Source organism: Azospirillum argentinense, assembly GCF_000632475.1.
GTDB lineage: Bacteria > Pseudomonadota > Alphaproteobacteria > Azospirillales > Azospirillaceae > Azospirillum > Azospirillum baldaniorum.
In genome coordinates this window covers 644,554-665,113 of the sequence record NZ_CP007794.1, presented here as the reverse complement: position 1 = coordinate 665,113, position 20,560 = coordinate 644,554, and the positions used below count along the sequence as shown (strand labels likewise).

The 20,560-nt window shown below is 66.9% G+C and carries 21 protein-coding genes; 19 read left to right on the top strand and 2 right to left on the bottom strand.

Features of this window, described 5'->3' with window-relative positions; translation table 11 throughout:
- Window positions 1-280 precede the first annotated feature (280 nt).
- On the top strand, window positions 281-1,237 hold the full coding sequence (gene lipA / locus ABAZ39_RS17170) for a lipoyl synthase (protein ID WP_040134125.1): 957 nt from the start codon (window positions 281-283) through the stop codon (window positions 1,235-1,237).
- 74 nt (window positions 1,238-1,311) lie between these two features.
- Window positions 1,312-1,779 carry a type II toxin-antitoxin system RatA family toxin gene (locus ABAZ39_RS17165; protein ID WP_040134124.1) on the top strand — a complete coding sequence of 156 codons (468 nt, stop codon included), beginning with the start codon at window positions 1,312-1,314 and terminating at the stop codon, window positions 1,777-1,779.
- Window positions 1,780-1,792: 13 nt separating this feature from the next.
- Here ABAZ39_RS17165 and ABAZ39_RS17160 read toward each other — a convergent pair whose 3' ends face one another.
- Together ABAZ39_RS17160 and ABAZ39_RS17155 are read right to left on the bottom strand one after the other, a co-directional pair.
- Entirely contained in the window at window positions 1,793-2,296 is a 504-nt protein-coding gene (locus ABAZ39_RS17160) for a CinA family protein (RefSeq protein ID WP_040134123.1), read from the bottom strand.
- 69 nt (window positions 2,297-2,365) lie between these two features.
- Window positions 2,366-3,520, bottom strand: coding sequence for a bifunctional 2-C-methyl-D-erythritol 4-phosphate cytidylyltransferase/2-C-methyl-D-erythritol 2,4-cyclodiphosphate synthase (locus ABAZ39_RS17155; protein ID WP_040134122.1), 1,155 nt, complete (start codon window positions 3,518-3,520; stop codon window positions 2,366-2,368).
- Window positions 3,521-3,721: 201 nt separating this feature from the next.
- Between ABAZ39_RS17155 and ABAZ39_RS17150 the strand changes: the two genes are divergently transcribed.
- From ABAZ39_RS17150 to ABAZ39_RS17070, 17 genes are all read left to right on the top strand, one after another.
- The gene (locus ABAZ39_RS17150) at window positions 3,722-4,537 is read left to right on the top strand and encodes a cytochrome C assembly family protein (protein WP_040134121.1); all 816 of its coding nucleotides are present in this window, start codon (window positions 3,722-3,724) and stop codon (window positions 4,535-4,537) included.
- 124 nt (window positions 4,538-4,661) lie between these two features.
- On the top strand, window positions 4,662-5,648 hold the full coding sequence (gene dusB, locus ABAZ39_RS17145; protein WP_040134120.1) for a tRNA dihydrouridine synthase DusB: 987 nt from the start codon (window positions 4,662-4,664) through the stop codon (window positions 5,646-5,648).
- Entirely contained in the window at window positions 5,648-6,850 is a 1,203-nt protein-coding gene (locus tag ABAZ39_RS17140) for a two-component system sensor histidine kinase NtrB (protein ID WP_040134119.1), read from the top strand. The genes dusB and ABAZ39_RS17140 overlap by 1 nt, the downstream gene beginning before the upstream one ends.
- Entirely contained in the window at window positions 6,847-8,292 is a 1,446-nt protein-coding gene (gene ntrC / locus ABAZ39_RS17135) for a nitrogen regulation protein NR(I) (RefSeq protein WP_014197046.1), read from the top strand. The genes ABAZ39_RS17140 and ntrC overlap by 4 nt, the downstream gene beginning before the upstream one ends.
- Before the next feature lie 186 nt (window positions 8,293-8,478).
- Entirely contained in the window at window positions 8,479-10,800 is a 2,322-nt protein-coding gene (locus ABAZ39_RS17130) for a sensor histidine kinase NtrY-like (RefSeq protein ID WP_040134118.1), read from the top strand.
- Window positions 10,790-12,190: a nitrogen assimilation response regulator NtrX gene (gene ntrX, locus ABAZ39_RS17125; protein ID WP_014197047.1), complete on the top strand. Its 1,401-nt coding sequence runs from the start codon at window positions 10,790-10,792 to the stop codon at window positions 12,188-12,190. The genes ABAZ39_RS17130 and ntrX overlap by 11 nt, the downstream gene beginning before the upstream one ends.
- A gap of 365 nt (window positions 12,191-12,555) precedes the next feature.
- Complete coding sequence (locus ABAZ39_RS17120) at window positions 12,556-12,864, top strand: hypothetical protein (protein ID WP_040134117.1); 309 nt, start codon at window positions 12,556-12,558, stop codon at window positions 12,862-12,864.
- Window positions 12,865-13,073: 209 nt separating this feature from the next.
- The gene (trkA, locus tag ABAZ39_RS17115; RefSeq protein ID WP_040134116.1) at window positions 13,074-14,450 is read left to right on the top strand and encodes a Trk system potassium transporter TrkA; all 1,377 of its coding nucleotides are present in this window, start codon (window positions 13,074-13,076) and stop codon (window positions 14,448-14,450) included.
- Between the two features lie 42 nt (window positions 14,451-14,492).
- On the top strand, window positions 14,493-15,356 hold the full coding sequence (locus tag ABAZ39_RS17110) for a D-amino-acid transaminase (protein WP_040134115.1): 864 nt from the start codon (window positions 14,493-14,495) through the stop codon (window positions 15,354-15,356).
- Window positions 15,353-16,051, top strand: a complete 699-nt coding sequence (locus tag ABAZ39_RS17105) for an HAD family hydrolase (RefSeq protein ID WP_040134114.1) — start codon at window positions 15,353-15,355, stop codon at window positions 16,049-16,051. Before ABAZ39_RS17110 ends, ABAZ39_RS17105 begins: the two co-directional genes overlap by 4 nt.
- Window positions 16,052-16,146: 95 nt before the next feature.
- Window positions 16,147-16,395, top strand: coding sequence for an RNA chaperone Hfq (hfq, locus tag ABAZ39_RS17100; protein ID WP_035675971.1), 249 nt, complete (start codon window positions 16,147-16,149; stop codon window positions 16,393-16,395).
- Between the two features lie 52 nt (window positions 16,396-16,447).
- Window positions 16,448-17,707, top strand: a complete 1,260-nt coding sequence (gene hflX / locus ABAZ39_RS17095) for a GTPase HflX (RefSeq protein ID WP_081863117.1) — start codon at window positions 16,448-16,450, stop codon at window positions 17,705-17,707.
- Window positions 17,708-17,879: 172 nt separating this feature from the next.
- Window positions 17,880-18,164 carry a hypothetical protein gene (locus ABAZ39_RS17090; RefSeq protein WP_014197056.1) on the top strand — a complete coding sequence of 95 codons (285 nt, stop codon included), beginning with the start codon at window positions 17,880-17,882 and terminating at the stop codon, window positions 18,162-18,164.
- 97 nt (window positions 18,165-18,261) lie between these two features.
- Window positions 18,262-18,792 (top strand): hypothetical protein, encoded by a 531-nt coding sequence (locus ABAZ39_RS17085; protein WP_247874641.1) that lies wholly within the window; start codon window positions 18,262-18,264, stop codon window positions 18,790-18,792.
- Entirely contained in the window at window positions 18,789-19,601 is an 813-nt protein-coding gene (locus tag ABAZ39_RS17080; protein ID WP_040134111.1) for an inositol monophosphatase family protein, read from the top strand. The genes ABAZ39_RS17085 and ABAZ39_RS17080 overlap by 4 nt, the downstream gene beginning before the upstream one ends.
- 133 nt (window positions 19,602-19,734) lie before the next feature.
- Complete coding sequence (locus ABAZ39_RS17075; protein ID WP_247874642.1) at window positions 19,735-20,004, top strand: hypothetical protein; 270 nt, start codon at window positions 19,735-19,737, stop codon at window positions 20,002-20,004.
- 72 nt (window positions 20,005-20,076) lie between these two features.
- Window positions 20,077-20,496: a hypothetical protein gene (locus tag ABAZ39_RS17070; protein WP_040134109.1), complete on the top strand. Its 420-nt coding sequence runs from the start codon at window positions 20,077-20,079 to the stop codon at window positions 20,494-20,496.
- Window positions 20,497-20,560: the final 64 nt, after the last annotated feature.

The window sequence follows — 20,560 nt, the reverse complement described above, 5'->3', positions numbered from 1 at the left end:
GTGGCCCTTCTGATCGACTGAGTGTGGTCTGATCGACGGTCGTTTCCTCCCTCGCCCTACGGGGCGGGGGAGCAACGATTGCGACTCCGTCATCCTTTTGGCGGTGTTGTGTCGTCGCGGCCGATAATCAGACTTGACCGGTCGGTCATTCCGGCCTATCCGGCGGGACTGTGTCCGCCGGCCTTGCGCCGTTCCCTGCGCCGCCCCTTGCGCGGTCGGTGGCGCGTTACCGTTCAGCATCGGCGCTGCCATCGGGCAGCCCGTGGGAGCACTTCAGACCATGACCGTGGCCGATCACCCCGAGAAGCTTCGCCATCCCGAAAAGGCCCACAAGCCCGACAACCCGATCCAGCGCAAACCAGGCTGGATTCGCGTCAAGGCGCCGACCAGCCAGGAATACAACGAGACGCGCAACCTGATGCGCGGGCTCAAGCTGAACACCGTGTGCGAGGAGGCGGCCTGCCCGAACATCGGGGAGTGCTGGAAGCACAAGCACGCGACCTTCATGATCCTCGGCTCCGTCTGCACCCGCGGCTGCGCCTTCTGCAACGTCGGCACCGGCCGTCCCGACCAGCTCGACCCGCACGAGCCGGACAATGTGGGGGAGGCGGTGGCCCAGCTGAAGCTGAGCCACGTCGTCGTCACCTCGGTGGACCGCGACGACCTGGAGGACGGTGGGGCGGAGCATTTCGCCCGGACCATCCGCGCCATCCGCGCGGCGTCCCCCGACACCACCATCGAGATCCTGACCCCCGACTTCCAGAAGAAGAAGGGGGCCGTGGAGGTCGTGGTCGAGGCGAAGCCGGACGTCTTCAACCACAATCTGGAAACCGCCCCGCGCCTCTACCCGACGATCCGTCCGGGCGCCCGTTACTTCACCTCGCTGCAGCTTCTGGCGCGTGTGAAGGAGCTGGACCCGTCCATGTTCACCAAGTCCGGAATCATGGTGGGCCTGGGTGAGACGCGCGAGGAGGTCGGGCAGGTGATGGACGACCTGCGCGCCGCCGATGTTGACTTCATGACGATCGGCCAGTACCTCCAGCCGACGCCCAAGCACGCGGCGGTGGACCGGTTCGTGACTCCGGAAGAATTCCAGAGCTACGCAACACTTGGCCGCGGCAAGGGTTTCCTGATGGTGGCCTCGACGCCGCTGACCCGCTCCAGCTATCACGCGGGGGCGGACTTCGCGAAGCTGCGGGAGGCTCGCCTCCGCAAGCTCGCGGCAACGGCCGGCTGAAAGGCGGCGGGCTGAAAGGCGGCGGGCTGAGAGGCGGCGGGCTGAGAGGCGGCCGAAAGAGAAACGGAGCGGGTATGCCGACGCACGCGGAAAAGAAGGTTCTTCCCTACACGCCGGAGCAGATGTACCGGCTGGTCGCCGACGTGGAGAAGTACCCGGAGTTCCTGCCCTGGTGCCTCGCCGCCCGCATCCGCCGCCGCGAAGGCGACGTGATGTTCGCGGACCTTGTCATCGGCTTCAAGATGGTCCGCGAACGCTTCACCTCGCGGGTGGAGCTGGATGAGGCGAACCGCCGCATCAACGTCCAGTACACCGAGGGGCCGTTCCAGTACCTGAACAACCACTGGATCTTCACCCCGCACGAGGGCGGCGTCTGCGTGGATTTCTACGTGGACTTCGAGTTCCGCTCGAAGATGCTGCAGAAGATCATGGGCGTGCTGTTCAACGAGGCGGTGCGCCGGATGGTGCAGGCCTTCGAGACCCGCGCCAACCAGCTCTACGGCAACGGCGCCACCCGGCCAGCTGCGGCGCGGACCGCCTGAGGCCGGTGTTCCCTCAGCGAATCCCGGTTTCCGGCCGGGCCGTGCGCAGCCGCTCCAGCGCGGTCTGGACCGTCGCGAGGCGCACCGCCTCGCGGTCGCCGGGGAAGGTGTATTCCTTGTGCTTGGCGGCACCGCGCCGGACTGCCGTGGCGATGTAGACGCGCCCGACCGGCTTTTCCGGTGTCCCGCCGCCGGGTCCGGCGACTCCGGTGACCGCCACCGTCACATCGGCCTTCGACTTCGCCAGCGCCCCGACCGCCATCGCCACCGCCACCTCCGGGCTAACCGCACCGTGGGCGTAGATCAGGCTGTGCGGCACGCCGAGCATCTCGGACTTGGCGACGTTGGAATAGGTGACGAAGCCGCGGTCAACCACCTTGGACGAACCCGCGATATCGGTCAGCGCCCCCGCGATCAGGCCGCCCGTGCAGGATTCGGCGGTCGCCAGGGTGTAGCCGGCCAATTCATATTCCGCGAGCAGCTTGGCGGCGAGTTCGCGGATGTGATCGGGAAACATGCGGGTCCCTTTCGTCGTGCCAGAAACAGCCCCTTTCCCGTCGCGGGAGAGGGCTACGGAAAGCTCATGCTATCCCGGCAGACGGACCGTCGCCATCGCCTGCGCCGCGATGCCCTCGCCGCGCCCGGTGAAGCCCAGCCGCTCCGTCGTCGTCGCCTTCACGCTGACCCGGTCCACCGGCATGCCCAGAATTTCGGCAACACGCGCGGTCATCGCCTCGCGGTGCGGGCCGACCTTCGGGCGCTCGCAGATGATCGTCACGTCGACATGGGCGATCCGCCCACCGCGCGCCGTCACCAACTCCGCCGCGTGTTTCAGGAACAGCGCGCTGTCGGCGCCGCGCCATTGCGGGTCGCTGGGCGGGAAGTGGCTGCCGATGTCACCGGCGCACAGCGCGCCCAGGATGGCGTCGGTCAGCGCGTGCAGCCCGACGTCGGCGTCCGAATGGCCGTCCAGCCGGTGGGTGTGCGGCACCCGCACGCCGCAGAGCGTGACGTGATCGCCCTCGGCGAAGCGGTGCACGTCGAAGCCCGATCCGGTGCGAATGTCGGACAGGGCGGAGTCGAGCGCACGGGTGGCGCGGGTCAGGTCGTCGGGGGTCGTCACCTTGAAATTCTCCTCCCTGGCGGGCACCAGCGCGACCGGCAGCCCGGCGCGTTCGGCGACCGCCGCGTCGTCGGTCAGTTCCAGCCCGGCGGCGGCGCGATGCGCGGCCAGGATGTCGGGAAAGCGGAAGCCCTGCGGGGTCTGGGCGCGCCACAGGCCCACGCGGTCCACCGTGCCGGCCACCAGCCCATCCTTACCGCGCTTCAGCGTGTCGGCGACCGGAACGGCGGCCAGCGCCGCAGGGTGGGTGTCGAGCGCCGCGATCACCGCGTCGATGGTGCCGGCGTCGATCAGCGGGCGGGCCGCGTCGTGGATCAGCACGAGGCCCGGCGCCGAGTCGGTCAACGCCTCCAGCCCGTTGCGCACCGAATCCTGGCGGGACGCCCCGCCGGCTACCGGTTCGGGCAGGTCCAGCCCCACGACGGCCGCATCGTAGAGATCGCGAAAGGCGGGATTGATGACGACGCGCACCGCGCTCACCTTGGGGTGGCGCCGGAACGCCTCCACCGTATGGCGCAGTACGGGCTGTCCGGCCAGATCGAGATACTGCTTGGGCCGCTCACCGCCGAACCGCTGGCCGGTGCCGGCGGCGACGATCAGCGCGATGCAGGAAGACATGGGACGTATCCGTGCCGTTTGGGCTATGGTATCCGCGCTTGACGGGCCGTCCGCATGACGCTTACGTCATGGCGGCCGGACGCAGCGGAGCCTAGCCGCTCACCGGCGTTCCGCCAAGAGCTTCAGAGACTTGTCCAACAGCGACTTTGGGTCCAACAGCGACTTTGGGTTTCCGCAGAGGGAAGGGCACGGGTCCGCCGCATGTCGCAGAACATCGTCTACAGCCTGACCGCGCTGATGGCTCTGCTGCCGGCGTCCATCTACCCGTACCACCGGATCGCGGGGCAGGGGGCGGACGGGCGGTCCGCCTATTTCTGGGGCGCCCTGGCGCTTGGCTTCGCCGGGCCGGCGGCCTGGGCGCTGACCCAAGTGGCGGGACGCTGGCACACCGGCCTGTCCACCGCGCTGTGGATCACCATCGCCGCCTGCATGCTGCTGTTCATGGCGATGAGCGCGCTGACCCGGTCGGCATGGCGGCTGTCACCGCTGCTGCTGCCCTATCTGCTGACGGTCGGCGCCTTCGCGACGCTGGCCCAGCAGGCCCCGGCGCCCGTGTTGCGCGGCGGGGCGCCGGGAATCTGGATCGACCTGCACATCGCCGTGTCGGTCATCACCTATGCGCTGCTGACCATGGCCGCCGTGGCCTCGCTCGCCGCCTTCCTTCAGGAACGGGCGCTGAAGTCGAAACGCCCGACGCCGCTGACCCGCTTCCTGCCCCCGGTGACGGAGAGCGAGCGGATGCAGCTCCACCTTCTCGGCGCGTCGGAGGCGGTTCTGGGGGCCGGTCTCGCCACGGGAATGGCGGTGCTCTATTACGAAACCGGCGCGCTGCTGCGCGCCGACCACAAGACGCTTCTGTCCGTGGCCAGCTTCGTCGTCATCGGTGGGTTGCTGCTCGCCCACGCCCGCACCGGCGTGCGCGGGCGGATGGCCGCGCGTCTCGTGCTGATCGCCTATCTCCTGCTGACTCTCGCCTATCCGGGCGTCAAGTTCGTCACCGACGTCCTGCTCGGCTAACCCCCACGCATGACAGCCAGCGCGGCGTTCGCGGGATGTGCACTTGCAACATGCCGAAACGCTGTGCTACCGTGCACAAATTCTCATCATATCGCTAATGTGCCCATCATGTGGGCAGGTGAACATGGCCATTCAAATCGGCACCATCTCGCTTGAGGGTCCGGTGATCCTCGCCCCTATGTCCGGCGTTACCGACCTGCCGTTCCGGAGGCTGGTGAAGCAGTCGGGCTGCGGACTGGTCGTCTCCGAGATGGTCGCGAGCCAGGCGATGATCCGCGAGAACCGCCAGACGCTGCGCATGGTCGAGTGCGAGCCGGAGCAGTTCCCCATGGCCGTCCAGCTCGCCGGCTGCGAGCCGGACGTGATGGCCGAGGCGGCGAAGCTGAACGAGGACCGCGGAGCGGCCATCATCGACATCAACTTCGGCTGTCCGGTGAAGAAGGTGGTCAACGGACACGCCGGCTCCTCCCTGATGCGCGACGAGGCGCTCGCCGCCCGCATCCTGGAGGCCACGGCGAAGGCGGTGTCGATCCCGGTGACGCTGAAGATGCGCAAGGGCTGGGACGACAACAGCCTCAACGCTCCCCGTCTCGCCCGCATTGCGGAGGAGTGCGGGATCAAGCTGGTCACCGTTCACGGCCGCACCCGCGAGCAGTTCTACAACGGCACCGCCGACTGGTCCTTCATCCGCTCCGTGAAGGAGGCGGTGTCGATCCCGGTGGTGGTCAACGGCGACATCACCTCCTTCGACGCCGTGGACCGCGCGCTCACCGAGTCCGGCGCCGACGGGGTGATGATCGGACGCGGTGCCTACGGGCGGCCGTGGTTCCCCGCCCAGGTGATGCATTACATCCGCACCGGCGAGCGGTTGCCCGACCCGCCGCTGCACGAGCAGCTCGACACGCTGCTGGAGCATTACGACGCCATGCTGACCCATTACGGCGTCGAAGGCGGGCTGCGCGTCGCCCGCAAGCACATCTCCTGGTACTCAACGGGCTTGCGCGACTCCGCCGAATTCCGCTCGGAGGTCAACCGCATGTCCGATCCCGAACGAGTCCGCGGCTTCATCCGCGACTTCTACGCCCCGGCGATCGAAAGGATGGCTGCCTGATGGCCCGTGCATCTGCCGCTGCTCCACTGCCCCGCCGCCCGGCGCGGCCCCGTGCGCCCTCCAGTTCCTACCGCCCCGTCCGCCCCTGCATCGATCCGTCCGTCATGCTCAACGCGCTCCCCGACCCGGTCCTGGTCGTCGACGGCTCCGGCGACATACGCTATGTGAATCTGGAGGCTCAGGAGTTCTTCGGCCTGTCCGCCGCCATGATGGAAGGCATGCCGCTGGCCGAACTTCTGCCGCCCAACAGCCCGGTCAGCCAGTTGATCGAGCAGGTCCAGCAGGGCCGCCACCGCGCCTCGCAGGAGGGCGTGGTCATCGACACGCCGCGCATCGGCCCGCACCACGTCACCGTGCGGGTCACCGCGCTGGGCGAGCCCACCGACCATGTGCTGCTGACGGTCAACGAGCGTACGCTGGCCCGCAAGATCGACAACTCCCTGACCCACCGCAACGCCGCCCGCTCGGTCACCGCCATGGCGTCGATGCTCGGGCATGAGGTGAAGAATCCGCTGTCGGGCATCCGCGGCGCGGCGCAGCTTCTGGAAGAGAACTGCAGCGAGTCCGACCGGGTGCTGACCCGGCTGATCTGCGACGAGGCCGACCGCATCGTCGCGCTGGTCAACCGGATGGAGGTCTTCTCCGACCAGCGTCCGCTGGAGCGCAGCGCGGTGAACATCCACACCGTTCTGGAGCATGTCCGCAAGGTGGCCCAGAGCGGCTTCGCCCGGAACATCCGCTTCATCGAGCGCTACGACCCGTCGCTGCCGCCGGTCTATGGCAACCGCGACCAGCTCATCCAGATTTTCCTCAACCTGATTAAAAATGCGGCAGAAGCTGCACCGGAATCGGGCGGCGAGATCATTCTCAGCACATCTTATCAGCACGGCGTCCGCATGGCCCTGCCCGGTGGCGACACCCGCCTGCACCTGCCGTTGCTGGTGTCCGTTCAGGATAATGGGGACGGCATACCCGATGACCTGCGCTCCAACCTGTTCGATGCGTTCATTACGACCAAGGTCAATGGGACTGGCCTGGGGCTTGCATTGGTAGCCAAAATCGTCGGCGACCACGGCGGCGTCATCGAATTTGACAGCCAGCCGCGCCGCACCGTCTTCAAGGTCTCGCTACCCATGTTCGATGAAGCGCAGATGAGCGGCGATCCTGCACCGGCCAGAGGCATCCGAGGGGCCATCGGATGAGTGCAGCCACGATCCTGGTTGCGGACGACGACCGCGCCATCCGCACCGTTCTGACCCAGGCGCTTGCCCGCCTCGGCCATGAGGTGCGCACCACCGGCAACGCCTCCACGCTCTGGCGCTGGGTGGCGGACGGGCAGGGCGACCTCATCATCACCGACGTGGTGATGCCCGATGAGAACGGGCTGGACCTGATCCCGCGGATCAAGAAGATCCGACCGGACCTGCGCATCATCGTGATGAGCGCGCAGAACACGCTGATCACCGCCGTGAAGGCGGCGGAGCGCGGCGCCTTCGAGTATCTGCCCAAGCCCTTCGACCTGAAGGAACTGGTCTCGGTCGTCGAGCGGGCGCTGAACTCCAACACGCCGCCGGCGGCGCTGCCCGCCGACGCCGGCGAGGCGGACGAGCAGCTTCCCCTGATCGGCCGCTCGCCGGCCATGCAGGAGATCTACCGCGTTCTTGCCCGTTTGATGGGCACCGACCTGACCGTGACCATCACCGGCGAGTCGGGCACCGGCAAGGAACTGGTGGCACGCGCGCTGCACGACTACGGCAAGCGCCGCAATGGCCCCTTCGTCGCGATCAACATGGCGGCCATCCCGCGCGAACTGATCGAGTCCGAGCTGTTCGGCCATGAAAAGGGCGCCTTCACCGGAGCCACCAATCGGTCAACCGGCCGCTTCGAGCAGGCGCAGGGCGGCACCCTGTTCCTCGACGAGATCGGCGACATGCCGCTGGAGGCGCAGACCCGCCTGCTGCGCGTGCTGCAGGAGGGCGAGTACACCACCGTCGGCGGACGTACACCGATCAAGACGGACGTACGCATCGTCGCCGCGACCCACCGCGACCTGCGCACCTTGATCCGCCAGGGCCTGTTCCGCGAAGACCTGTTCTATCGCCTGTGCGTCGTCCCCATCCGCCTGCCGCCGCTGCGCGAGCGTACGGAGGACGTGCCGCTTCTGGTTCGCCACTTCCTGAACCAGTGCTCGGCGCAGGGACTGCCGGTGAAGAGCATCGACCAGCCCGCCATGGACCGGTTGAAGCGCTACCGCTGGCCGGGCAACGTGCGCGAGCTGGAAAACCTTGTCCGCCGCCTCGCCGCGCTCTATTCGCAGGAGGTCATCGGGCTCGACGTGGTGGAGGCGGAGCTTGCCGACACCACCCCCGCCGCCCAGCCGGTGGAGGAACCGCAGGGCGAGGGCCTGTCCGCCGCCGTGGAGCGCCACCTGAAGGATTATTTCGCCGCCCACAAGGATGGTATGCCGTCGAACGGCCTGTACGACCGGGTGCTGCGCGAGGTGGAACGGCCGCTGATCTCGCTCAGCCTCTCGGCGACGCGGGGAAACCAGATCAAGGCGGCGCAGCTCCTCGGCCTCAACCGCAACACGCTGCGCAAGAAGATCCGCGACCTCGACATCCAGGTGGTGCGCGGGCTGAAGTGATCCGGCGCCGGGCGGTTCGGCCCGGCGTCGCTTCCAACCCACAGCGTGCTGTTTTTGCGACAGGCGTTTGGCGCCTCTGCCGTTCGCAATGCTCCTTAGGGACTGTGCGAAAGGCAGAGGGGTTGCCGCTTGGCAGGACGGCAACAGCTCGTGTATCATTCTGGCAACAGACTGGTTGCCGGATTGATGTCGCCCACACCCCCTGAACCCGTCACGCCGCTTTGGCAGCAGTTCCTTCGTTGGGCAGCCCGTGTCGGGCTGGCGAAGCGGCTTGCCTTCGCGCTGTCGCTGGCGGCCTTGGTGGCGGGCTTCGCGACCTACACGGCGCTGACGGAGAGCGCGCCCTTCGGGGAAACCAACCCGCGCACCGTCACGTGGCTGCTGACCCTCGATCTGGCACTGTTGCTCCTGCTCGGCGTGCTGATCGCGCGGCGGATCGTCTATCTGTGGATCGGGCGGCGGCGCGGCCTCGCCGGGTCGCAGATGCATGTGCGGCTGGTCGCGGTGTTCAGCCTGCTCGCCGTCGCGCCGGCCATCATCATGGCCATCTTCTCCACCGTCTTCTTTTATGTCGGCGTGCAGTCCTGGTTCAGCGACCGGGTGCGCACGGCGGTGAACGAATCGCTGGCAGTCGCCAGCGCCTATCTTCACGAGCACCAGCAGAACATCCGCGCCGATGCGCTCGCCATGGCGAACGATTTGAATCAAGAGGCGGCGCGCCTCGCCAGCGACCCGGAGCGGTTCGAGCAGGTGGTCGCCACCCAAGCGATGCTGCGCGCCCTGTCGGAGGCCATCGTCTTCAACGGAACGACCGGCGCCATCGTCGCGCGCTCCGGCTACACCTTCGCGCTGGAGTTCGACCCGATCCCCGACGACAAGCTCGCCACCGCCCGCCGCGGCGAGGTGGCGATGATCGTCAGCGAGAACGACGACCGCGTCCGCGCGCTGGTCCGGCTCGACCGCTTCGCCGACACCTATCTCTATGTCGGCCGCATGGTCGAGCCGCGCGTGCTCTCGCACATGGCCTCGGCGGAAGGGGCGGTGCGGGAGTTCGGGGCGCTGGAAAGCCAGCGCGGCAGCCTGCAAATCACCTTCACCTTGATCTTCCTGGTCGTGGCCATGCTGCTTCTGCTGGCGGCGGTGTGGGCGGGGTTGATCTTCGCGACGCGGCTGGCGCGGCCGATCAGCGCCCTGATCGGCGCGGCGGAGCGGGTGCGCGCCGGCGACCTGACCGTCCGGGTGACCGAACCGCCCGGCGAGGACGAGCTTGGCCTGCTGTCGCGCGCCTTCAACCGCATGACGACGGAGATCGAAAGCCAGCGGCACGAGCTTCTCTCGGCCAACCGCCTGATCGACGAGCGCCGCCGCTTCACCGAGACCGTGCTGGGCGGCGTGTCGGCGGGCGTGATCGGGTTGAACGCCGAAGGGCGCATCACTCTTCCCAACTTCTCGGCCGCGCGCCTTCTCGGCGTTGAGGACGCGGAAAGCCTGATCGGGATGAAGCTGGCCGAGCTGTCGCCGGAGATGGGGGAGCTTCTGGACCATGCGCCGGGCCGACCCGGCCGGGTGGTCCAGGACCAGATCCAGATCCGCCGTCCCGGCACGACGCCGCTGACCTTGCTCGTCCGCATCTCCACCGAAGGGCGGGGCAGCGGGGAGATCCGCGGCTATGTCGTCACCTTCGACGACATCACCGAACTTGTCTCCGCCCAGCGCAAGGCGGCCTGGGCCGACGTCGCCCGCCGCATCGCCCACGAGATCAAGAATCCGCTGACGCCGATCCAGCTCTCCGCCGAGCGGCTGCGCCGCAAGTACCTGAAGGAGATCACCAGCGACACCGAGGTCTTCACCATGTGCACGGACACCATCGTCCGTCAGGTGGACGACATCCGGCGCATGGTGGACGAGTTCTCGGCCTTCGCGCGCATGCCGCAGCCGGTGATGAAGCCCTGCAACCTCAACGACCTCGTCCGGCAGGCGGTGTTCCTGCAGTCCAGCGCGCACGCCGGCAAGATCAAGTTCGATATGACGCTTCCCCAGGGGCCGCTGACCGTGCCGTGCGACAGCCGCCAAATCAGCCAGGCGCTGACCAACCTGCTGCAGAACGCCGCGGACGCCATCGAAGGGCGCCTGCCACCCGCTGAGGGCGAGGAGTTGCCGCCGGGCCATGTCGCCATCCGGGTCGAGGCCGATGCCGAGCGCATCGCCATGATCATCGAGGACAACGGCAAGGGCCTGCCGACCGAGGAGCGCGACCGGCTGACCGAACCCTACGTGACGACGCGCGCGAAAGGCACGGGACTGGGGCTGGCAATCGTCAAGAAGATCATGGAGGACCACGGCGGCGTGCTGACCCTGGAGGACCGCGAAGGCGGCGGGGCGCGCGTCGGTCTGGTCATCCCCAACACGTCCACCAGCTCCGGCACGGCCGCGGGCGACGCCCTCGGCGGCGTTGGCACGCCGGCGGAGACCGGTGAAGAGAAGAGGCACGCAGCCCATGGCGCATGACATTCTGATCGTCGACGACGAAGCGGACATCCGGATGCTGATCGCCGGCATCCTGAACGACGAAGGCATGAAGACGCGCGAAGCCGCCGACGCCGATCAGGCGTTCGCCCAGGTCTCCGCGCGCCGGCCGAGCCTCGTGGTGTTGGACATCTGGCTCCAGGGCAGCCGGTTGGACGGGCTTCAGATCCTCGAACAGCTGATGCGCGACCACCGGAACCTGCCGGTCATCATGATCTCGGGCCACGGCAACATCGAGACCGCCGTCTCGGCGATCAAGATCGGCGCCTACGACTTCATCGAGAAGCCCTTCAAGGCCGACCGGCTGCTGCTGATGGTGGACCGCGCCATCGAGGCGGCCCGGCTGAAGCGCGAGAACGAGGAACTGAAGCTGCGCGCCGGCGGCGAGGTGGAGCTGATCGGCCGGTCCACCGCCGTCAACCACGTCCGCCAGAGCATCGAGAAGGTGTCGCCCACCGGCAGCCGCGTCCTCATCACCGGCCCCGCCGGCTCCGGCAAGGAGGTGGTGGCCCGCTTGATCCACGCGCGGTCGCGCCGGGCCGGCGGCCCCTTCGTCGGGCTGAACTGCGCCACCATGCGCCCCGACCGGCTGGAGATGGAGCTGTTCGGCACGGAAGCCGGGGTGGATGGCGGCGGGCGCAAGATCGGCACCTTCGAGCAGGCGCACGGCGGCACGCTGCTGCTCGACGAGGTGGCCGACATGCCGCTGGAAACCCAGGGCAAGATCGTCCGCGCCCTGCAGGAGCAGGTGTTCGAGCGGGTCGGCGGCGGCCAGCGGGTCGAGGTGGACGTGCGCGTCGTCGCCACCTCCAACCGCGACCTCCAGGCCGAGATCGACCAGGGCCGCTTCCGCCAGGACCTGTTCTATCGCCTTGCCGTCGTGCCGATCCGCGTGCCCTCGCTGGCCGAGCGGCGCGAGGACATCCCGCTGCTGGCCCGCCACTTCATGCAGCGCTCGGCCGAGGCCGCCGGCCTGCCGGCACGCGACTTCGGCGAGGACGCCATGGCCGCGCTCCAGGCCTACGACTGGCCAGGCAACGTGCGCCAGCTGCGCAACGTGGTGGATTGGCTGCTCATTATGGCGCAGGGCGATCCCAAGGAACCGATCCGCGCCGACCAGCTGCCGCCGGAAATCGGCGCCATCACCCCCACGGTCCTGAAATGGGACAAGGGTGGCGAGATCATGGGCCTGCCGCTCCGCGAGGCGCGCGAGGTGTTCGAGCGCGAGTATCTGCTGGCCCAGGTGACGCGCTTCGGCGGCAACATCTCCCGCACCGCCTCCTTCGTGGGGATGGAACGCTCCGCCTTGCACCGGAAGCTGAAATCGCTCGGCGTGCACGGCAGCGAGAAGGGCAAGCTGTTCGTCGAGTAGTCTTGCCTCAGCATCGTCAAGCACAAGGTGTCGTCTTTTCTCCTGAAGCAGGTTTCCTGAGCATGTCCCAAACGTGGACGACTTGGGAGCCTGCTTTTATTTTGTCTGAAAGCGGTGCCTTCTACCTTGTATCATGGGTGCGTTTCTTCTGGAATTCCGTTGTGATAACTTTATTATTATTTCTATCTCTTGATAATCTGCCAAATTCTCCTCAAATCACCACTAAATACAATCGTATTTATATAATTTGCGAAATCGCGAGTAACGCTTTTAGCATTGATCGAAGATCATTGCCTGAATATTCATTATCCTGTGAACGTGCTTAACAAAAACAGAATTTTCTTTTTATGAGGAGGAATCAAGATATGGCGACCACTGCTGTCCTTACGGTCAATTATACCGACAACCAGCTTGTTGCTTATTTGAATGGCGCTCAAGTTTACAACCGCATTGGCGGTGGCGAATCGATCAATGAACAGGTCGTGCTGTCCGGCAACCTGCAGGCCGGCGTGAATCAGCTTCTGCTGATCGGTGTGAATTTCAACGGGCCGGCCCATTTCCAGGGATCGGTCAACATCGACGGCCGGTCGCAAGACTTCAACTTCGATACCCGCAAGGACGGTGCTCCGGAAGGCGTCGTCACGCAGTTCTATTACACGATCGACAACAGCTGACGCCGAGGCCGGCAGACGGGTCTCCGTCTCGCGGTGACCGACGGGGGAGGGTGAGGGGGCAGGGCGCATCCATCACCCCTCTTCCTGTCCACGCCGGCAGGTCGGCCCGTATTTCCCTTCGCGAACATAGAGTTGGTGCGTCCTGCCGCAAAATGATAAGGTCCTTGTCCTAAGTGCCTGGATAATGGGCGGGGAAGGGTGCAAAGGCCGTGAAGGTCATCGTTTGCGGAGCCGGCCAAGTCGGCTCGAACATCGCGCGTTATCTGGCGTCCGAGGGCAACAACGTCACGGTGATCGACCATTCGCCGGAACTCATCCAGCGGATCAGCGACACGCTCGACGTGCAGGCCATGGTCGGCCATGCTTCGCACCCCGACGTTCTGGAGGCGGCGGGGGCAGGCGAGACCGACATGATCATCGCGGTCACCCAGATCGACGAGATCAACATGGTCGCCTGCGAGGTGGCGCATGCCCTGTTCAAGGTGCCGACCAAGATCGCCCGCGTGCGCAACCAGAGCTATCTGAAGCCGATCTGGGCGGACCTGTTCAGCCGCGACCACATGCCGATCGACGTCATCATCTCGCCGGAGATCGCGGTGGCGCGGGCCATCGCCCGCCGGCTCCAGGTGCCGGGCGCCTTCGACATGATCCCGTTGGCGGACGGCAAGGTCCGCGTTGTCGGCGTGCTCTGCACCGAAACCTGCCCGGTGCTGCACACGCCGCTGCGCCAGTTGACCGGCCTGTTCCCCGACCTGGGTCTGGAGGTGGTGGCGATCATCCGCAACGACCGCTCCTTCATCCCCGGAGGCGACGACCAGATGCTGCCCGGCGACGAGGTCTATTTCGCCTGCGACAACCGCCACCTGAACCGCGCCATGGCCGCCTTTGGCCACGAGGAGGTGGAGGCCCGCCGCATCATCATCCTGGGCGGCGGCAACATTGGGCTGTGCCTGGCGGAGGAACTGGAGGCGAAGTACCCCCAGGTCACCGCGCGCATCATTGAGATGAACCGCAGCCGCGCCCAGTTCGTGGCGCAGCGCCTGTCGCGCACCATGGTGCTGCACGGCGACGGGCTGGACCCGGAAATCCTGGAGGAGGCCAACGTCCGCGCCACCGAGACGGTGGTCGCCGTGACCAACGACGACGAGGGCAACATCCTCTCCTCGCTGCTCGCCAAGCGGCACGGGGCGAAGCGCGCCATCACACTGATCAACAAGGCGTCCTACACCTCTCTGGTGTCGCCGCTGGGGATCGACGCGGTGGTCAGCCCGCGCGCCATCACCGTGTCGAACATCCTTCAGCATGTCCGGCGCGGCCGCATCCGCGCGGTGCACAGCCTGCGCGACGGCTTCGCCGAGGTCATCGAGGCGGAGGCGCTGGAAACCTCCGCGGTGGTGAACACGCCGCTGCGCGAGGTGAAGCTGCCCTCCGGAGTCATCGTCGGCGCCATCGTGCGCGGCGACGAGGTCATCATCCCGCGCCCGGCCACGGTGATCCGTCCGAAGGACCGTGTCATCATCCTGGCCACCGCCGGTCAGGTGAAAAAGGTGGAGAAGATGTTCGCCGTCCGGCTTGAATTCTTCTGATCGCCTCTCGTATCGTTTTTGGCACCAACAAAAAGAACCTCCATGGCTCGATGGGCATACGTCAACGGCCGTTACCTGCCGCACCGGCAGGCGGCGGTTCATGTGGAAGACCGCGGCTTCCAGTTCGCCGACGGCGTCTATGAGGTGGTGACCCTCCTCGACGGACGCTTCGCGGATCTGGACGGCCATATGGAGCGCCTGGGCCGCAGCCTGTCGGAGTTGCGCATGGACTGGCCGGCGGTGCCGCGCGTCGTGACGATGATCGCCCGCGAGCTGGTGCGGCGGAACGGCGTCCGCAATGGTTCGCTCTACCTCCAGGTCACCCGCGGCGTCGCCCCGCGTGACTTCAAGTTCCCGGCGAACGTCCCCTCGACCCTGGTGATGACCGTCAAGCGGGTTAGCGCCTTTGCCAAGCCGGAGCAGCTGGAAAAGGGCGTGGCCGTGGTCACGGTGCCCGACATCCGCTGGGGTCGGTGCGACATCAAGACGGTCGGTCTCCTCGCCCCGGTGCTGGCCAAGCAGCAGGCCGCCGAATCGGGCGCCTACGAGGCGTGGCTCATCGATCCGGACGGCAGGGTGACGGAGGGGTCCTCCTCCAACGCCTGGATCGTCACGCAGGACGGCGTGCTGGTGACCCGCGCCCCGTCGCAGAAGATCCTCAACGGCATCACCCGCCAATCGCTTCTGCGGCTGGCCGGCGAGCGCGGCATCCCGGTGGAGGAGCGCAGCTTCACGGTGGAGGAGGCGCTCGCCGCCCGCGAGGCCTTCGTGTCCTCCGCCGGCACCTTCGCGCTGCCGGTGACCCGCATCGACGGCAAGCCGGTGGGCGAGGGCAGGCCGGGGCCGGTCACGCGGACGCTGCGTCAGGCCTATCTCGATTACGTGGCCGCCGGGGTGCCGTCATGAGCGACGCCGCCGCCGTCATCGACCGCCTGCCCGTGCTGCCGCGCGCCGTCCTCTACGACTGGGACAACACGCTGGTCGACAATTGGGGCACGGTGCGCGCCGCGCTGAACCACGCGCTGGTCACCTTCGGCCATCCGGCCTGGAGCGAGGATGAGGCGCGGGAGCGCATCAAGCAGTCGCTGCGCGACAGCTTCCCCCGCATCTTCGGGGAGCGCTGGACCGACGCGCGCGACCTTTTCTACGCCTATTTCGAGGCGCATCACCTGGAGCATCTCCGGCCCCTGCCGGGTGCGGAATCCCTGCTGCGCGGCTTTGCCGAGCGCGGGATATATCAGGCGGTGGTGTCGAACAAGACCGGCCGCTTCCTGCGGGCGGAAGCCGACGCGCTGGGCTGGACCGGCTATTTCGGCCGTCTGGTCGGCGCCCATGACGCCGAATTCGACAAGCCGCACGGCGCGCCGGTGCTGATGGCGCTGGAACCGGCGAATATTCCACCCGGTCCGGACGTCTGGTTCGTGGGGGACGCCGACATCGACATGGAATGTGCCCATGGCGCGGGAATGGTCCCGGTGCTAATAGGGGCGGGCGAGGGCAGCGGCTTCACCCGCTTCCCTCCGGCCCATCGGTACGATACGTGCCATGCATTGTGCGGGTTGGTGGGCAGCGGTGGTGACACCATATCGGATGACCAGTAGTCGAGACGGTTGCGACCAACCATGACCTTATCGCTGCAGGGGGCGGGCTTCTAACAAGGGGCCCCAAAAAACACTGAAGAAGGGGGCGACATAAAATGTCTGAAAAAAGCCAAAATGTGCAGGACGTGTTCCTCAACCACGTCCGCAAGAACAAGACTCCCGTAACCGTTTTCCTCGTGAACGGTGTTAAACTTCAGGGAATCATTACCTGGTTCGACAACTTCTCGGTACTGCTGCGGCGCGATGCGCATTCGCAGCTCGTCTACAAGCACGCCATCTCCACCGTGATGCCCGCGCATCCGATCCAACTTTTCGAGCCGCCCAAGGAAGGTGAAAACGTCTGATCTTCCGACCAATGGCAACGGCCGGACGCCTGATGCCTCCGGCCGCGCCATCGTGGTCCACCCCGTCCTCCGCAGTGAGGCGGACGGGGTCCTGCGCCATCCCGAATCCTGCCTGGACGAGGCGGTGGGCCTTGCCCGCGCCATCGATCTGGAGGTCGTGCATGCCGAATGCGCGCGGGTGAACCGCCCGCAGCCTTCGATCCTTCTCGGGTCGGGGACGGTGGAGCATTTTGCCCAGATCGTGGAGGAGACGGAGGCATCCCTTGTCATCCTCGACCACGCGCTGTCGCCGGTGCAGCAGCGCAATCTGGAAAAGGCCCTCAAGGTCAAGGTCATCGACCGCACCGGTCTGATCCTGGAGATCTTCGGCGCCCGCGCCCGCACGCGCGAAGGCATGCTCCAGGTCGAACTGGCCGCCCTGACCTACCAGAAATCGCGCCTCGTCCGCTCCTGGACCCACCTGGAACGCCAGCGCGGCGGCTTCGGCTTCCTCGGCGGCCCCGGTGAATCCCAGCTTGAGATGGACCGCCGTCTGATCGGCGACCGCATCGTCAAGATCAAGAAGGAGCTGGAGGAGGTCCGCCGCACCCGCGGTCTGCACCGCAAGGCCCGCGCCAAGGTGCCGTACCCGGTGGTGGCGCTGGTCGGCTACACCAACGCCGGCAAGTCGACGCTGTTCAATCGGCTGGCCAACGCCGACGTCTTCGCCAAGGACCTGCTGTTCGCCACGCTGGACCCGACGATGCGTCAGGTGACCCTGCCGTCCGGGCGCAAGGTGATCCTGTCGGACACGGTGGGCTTCATCTCCGACCTGCCGCACGGCCTCGTTGCCGCCTTCCGTGCCACGCTGGAGGAGGTCGACGCCGCCGACATCATCCTGCATGTCCGCGACGTCTCCCACCAGGACAGCGAGGCCCAGAAGGCCGACGTGCACGAGGTCATGAGCGACATGGGCATCGACCCGGACGCCGATGACCGCGTGATCGAGGTTCTGAACAAGATCGACGCGCTGGACAAGGAGTCCCGCGAGGCGGTCCTGGCCCAGACGGCCCGCAACCCGCGCGCCGTCGCGGTGTCCGCCCTGTCGGGAGCGGGGATCGCCGATCTCGACCGGTTGCTCGACCAGCGGATGAACGCCCACCGCCATGTGGTGGACCTGTCCGTGGAGTTGGGGGACGGGGCGGCGCTCGCGTGGCTCTATGCAAAAGGTGAGGTGCTGGAACGGCGGGACGACGAGGTCCAGGCCCACATCCAGGTGGCCATCGACCCGGCGGATCTGGCCCGTTTCGAGAAGCGGTTCGTCCAAGGCTGATCTTTCGCCATAAAGGAGTCGGGCGCGTCATAATTCGTTCGTGCACGTGCGACGACATGACGCGCCCGATTTCGGCCCCGTCCTACGACGTCCGAGGTGTAGCCTTTTCCCAACGCGCCCCCGATATTTGAACCGGGGAGCCGATGGGTTATCCCCGGGAGGAGGCCCGCCTATGCGTTTGCAGACCGATCCAACACACTTTTCGATCACCGCCTTCCTGGCCGATCAGGTGACCCTGGTCGCCCGGCAGGAGCAGTTGTCGCCCGGTGCCGCGGTGCTGCGCATCCAGGAACTGTCGCGCGACAACGCCGGCCGCGCCCGTCTTCTGGAAATCATCAGTGACGCCTGGCGCAAGGAAACCAACCCGACGGAAAGCAGCAAGATTGCCGCCCTGCGGTCCGAACTGGCCGCCTGGGCGCTGCACGCCACCCCGAGCGAAAGCCTGCCGCGCTCCTGACGGAGGCGGGTGTGCCGGGACAAGGATTTGTCCGTGGCTATGCAGCGGGCAGGGCGCCATAATGGACGCTCGGCCCGCCTTCTTTTTCCGGATTCCCTTGCGCGTCCCGATCGCTCTCCTGTCCCTGGCGTTTCTGGCCTTCGCGGGCACCGCCGCCGCCGTCGAGCGCGTGTTGCCGCCGGGATTCGTGGAAGAGCCGCCGGTCGCGCCGGAAGATCCCCTGCCGCCGGAGCCCGCGGAGTTTCCTCCCGCCCCGTTCAGCCCGCTGGTCGTGGCACCGGACCCGAAGGAATTGCTGAAGGCCTGCAAGGAAGCCACCTTCACCGACTGTTTCCGTCTGTGGCGTCCGCCCCCGCCGCCGCCCAAGGAGGAGACGCGGGAAGCGCGCGACACGCCGCAGCCCCCGCCCGATCCGAACGCGCCGCGCAAGCCGCCGGAACCCGGCCCGCTGACCGGGACGCCGCCCGCTCCGAACCCCGCAGCCGATCAGGCCACCTATGACGCGCTGGTCAAAGCGTTGAAAGACAGTGGCCTGGACGGCAAAGTCATGCTGCCGGAACCGCCAAAGGATGGCGGAACGGTTCTGAGACTCGACCCCCGATCCAACAAAGCGGCACCGAAACCGTGACGAATTTTCCGATTCCTGACGTCGATCGTGTCTCCGCAATCATCCGCGAGGTCGCGGAAAGCGAGATTCTTCCCTATTTCCGTGATCTGGCGAACGCCGGCATTCGCGAGAAGACCGGGCCGGCCGATCTTGTGACCCTGGCCGACGAGGCGGGCGAACGCGCCCTGACGCCGCGCCTGCTGGACTTGCTTCCCGGTAGCACGGTGGTGGGGGAGGAGGCCGTCTCCGAGGACAAGTCCCTGCTCGACCGAATCCACGGCGACGCGCCGGTCTGGATCATCGATCCGATCGACGGCACCCTGAACTTCGCGAACGGGCGCCCGCTCTTCGCCATGATCATCGCCCTGGCCTGCCGCGGCGAGACGCTGGCCGGCTGGATCTACGATCCCTGCGACGGGCGCATCGCCACGGCGGTGAAAGGGCAGGGCGCTTATCTGAACGGCGAGCGCGTCACGGTCGCCCCGGCGGTCCCCCTGACCGAGATGACCGGAGCCCTGTCGACGCGATTCTGCGCCGAGGATCTCGGGCGCCAACTGGACGAACGGGGCCGCTCCCTGGGCCCCCGCGTCTGCCTGTCCAGCGCCGCGCAGGAGTATCTGCGCCTGCTCGATGGCCGGGCGCATTTCTCGATGTACCATCGCCTGATGCCGTGGGATCACGCGGCGGGCGTCCTGCTCCACGCGGAGGCCGGCGGCTACAGCGCGCTGTTCGACGGCTCGCCCTATCGTCCGACCGTCCTCAACGGTGGGGTGATGCTGACCCCCGACCGCGCGAGTTGGGAGGCGATGCACCGGCATCTGTTCGGCTAAGGCGGGGGCGCACCGGACTACCGCACACGTCCTGCGGCGGGGACCGGATTCGGCGGGAACTCCACGGGCACGGCGGCCTTATAGTGCCAGGATGCCGGAAACGGCCGCCGTGAGCCTTGCGGAGCGCCCGACCATGAAGGCCATTGCCCTGAAGCGCGTGCTGTTGGTGGCGGCGTCACTGCTGGCGCCCACGGCCTGCGCGGAGCGGATCGCCGAATGTCAGCCTTCGGGCGGGGCGGCCTCGGCCGCCGGCGCGGCGCAATGTTCCACCGACTCCGAAACCGCGGACGTCGCCTTGGATCATGAGGTGGTTCGCGCGATCGACGCCGAGCCGGTGCTCAGCGTGGCACCGCCGCAGCGCCGGAAGGCGCGGCCCGCCACGCAGGCGCATTCCATGGAGTGAAAAGGCCCGCGGTCCCTCGGAACCCGCCATCGCCACCCTGTGTTGGACCAACGCAACAACGGCGGGTGATCCATGCAAACGGCCAACATCCACGATCCCTTGAGCATCGAGAGCGTCTATCCACGAAGCGCCTTCGACTCCGATGCGCGGCAGAACGCACGGGATAAGGAGACGGTGGAGCATGGGGTGATGATCCTGTCCATGCCGGACGCCGATGGGAATTTCTCGCTGAAGCCCTCCCAGCGTCACGTCGGCGAGCCGGAGGCGACGACCCATTCAATTTTCCTGTCGCCGAGGCTGGAAAGCTCGGAATATGGAGCGCTTACTCCGAGCGACACCGGCTATGACGCGCCGATCGAACCGGCGGAGACCCCCGAGACCTCCGGCGATCCTTACCGGTCCTTCGTGGAATCGCTGATCGAGGCCGCCCGTGGCGCGGATTTCCCACCGCCGCCGCCCGCCGAAAGCCTGAAGGGGTTTCGCGGCGGCTGAGGCACCGAAGAACGGAGGGTGGCCGGAAGCCCCCTCCTCACTTCCTTGAGCTTTATTTTCCATT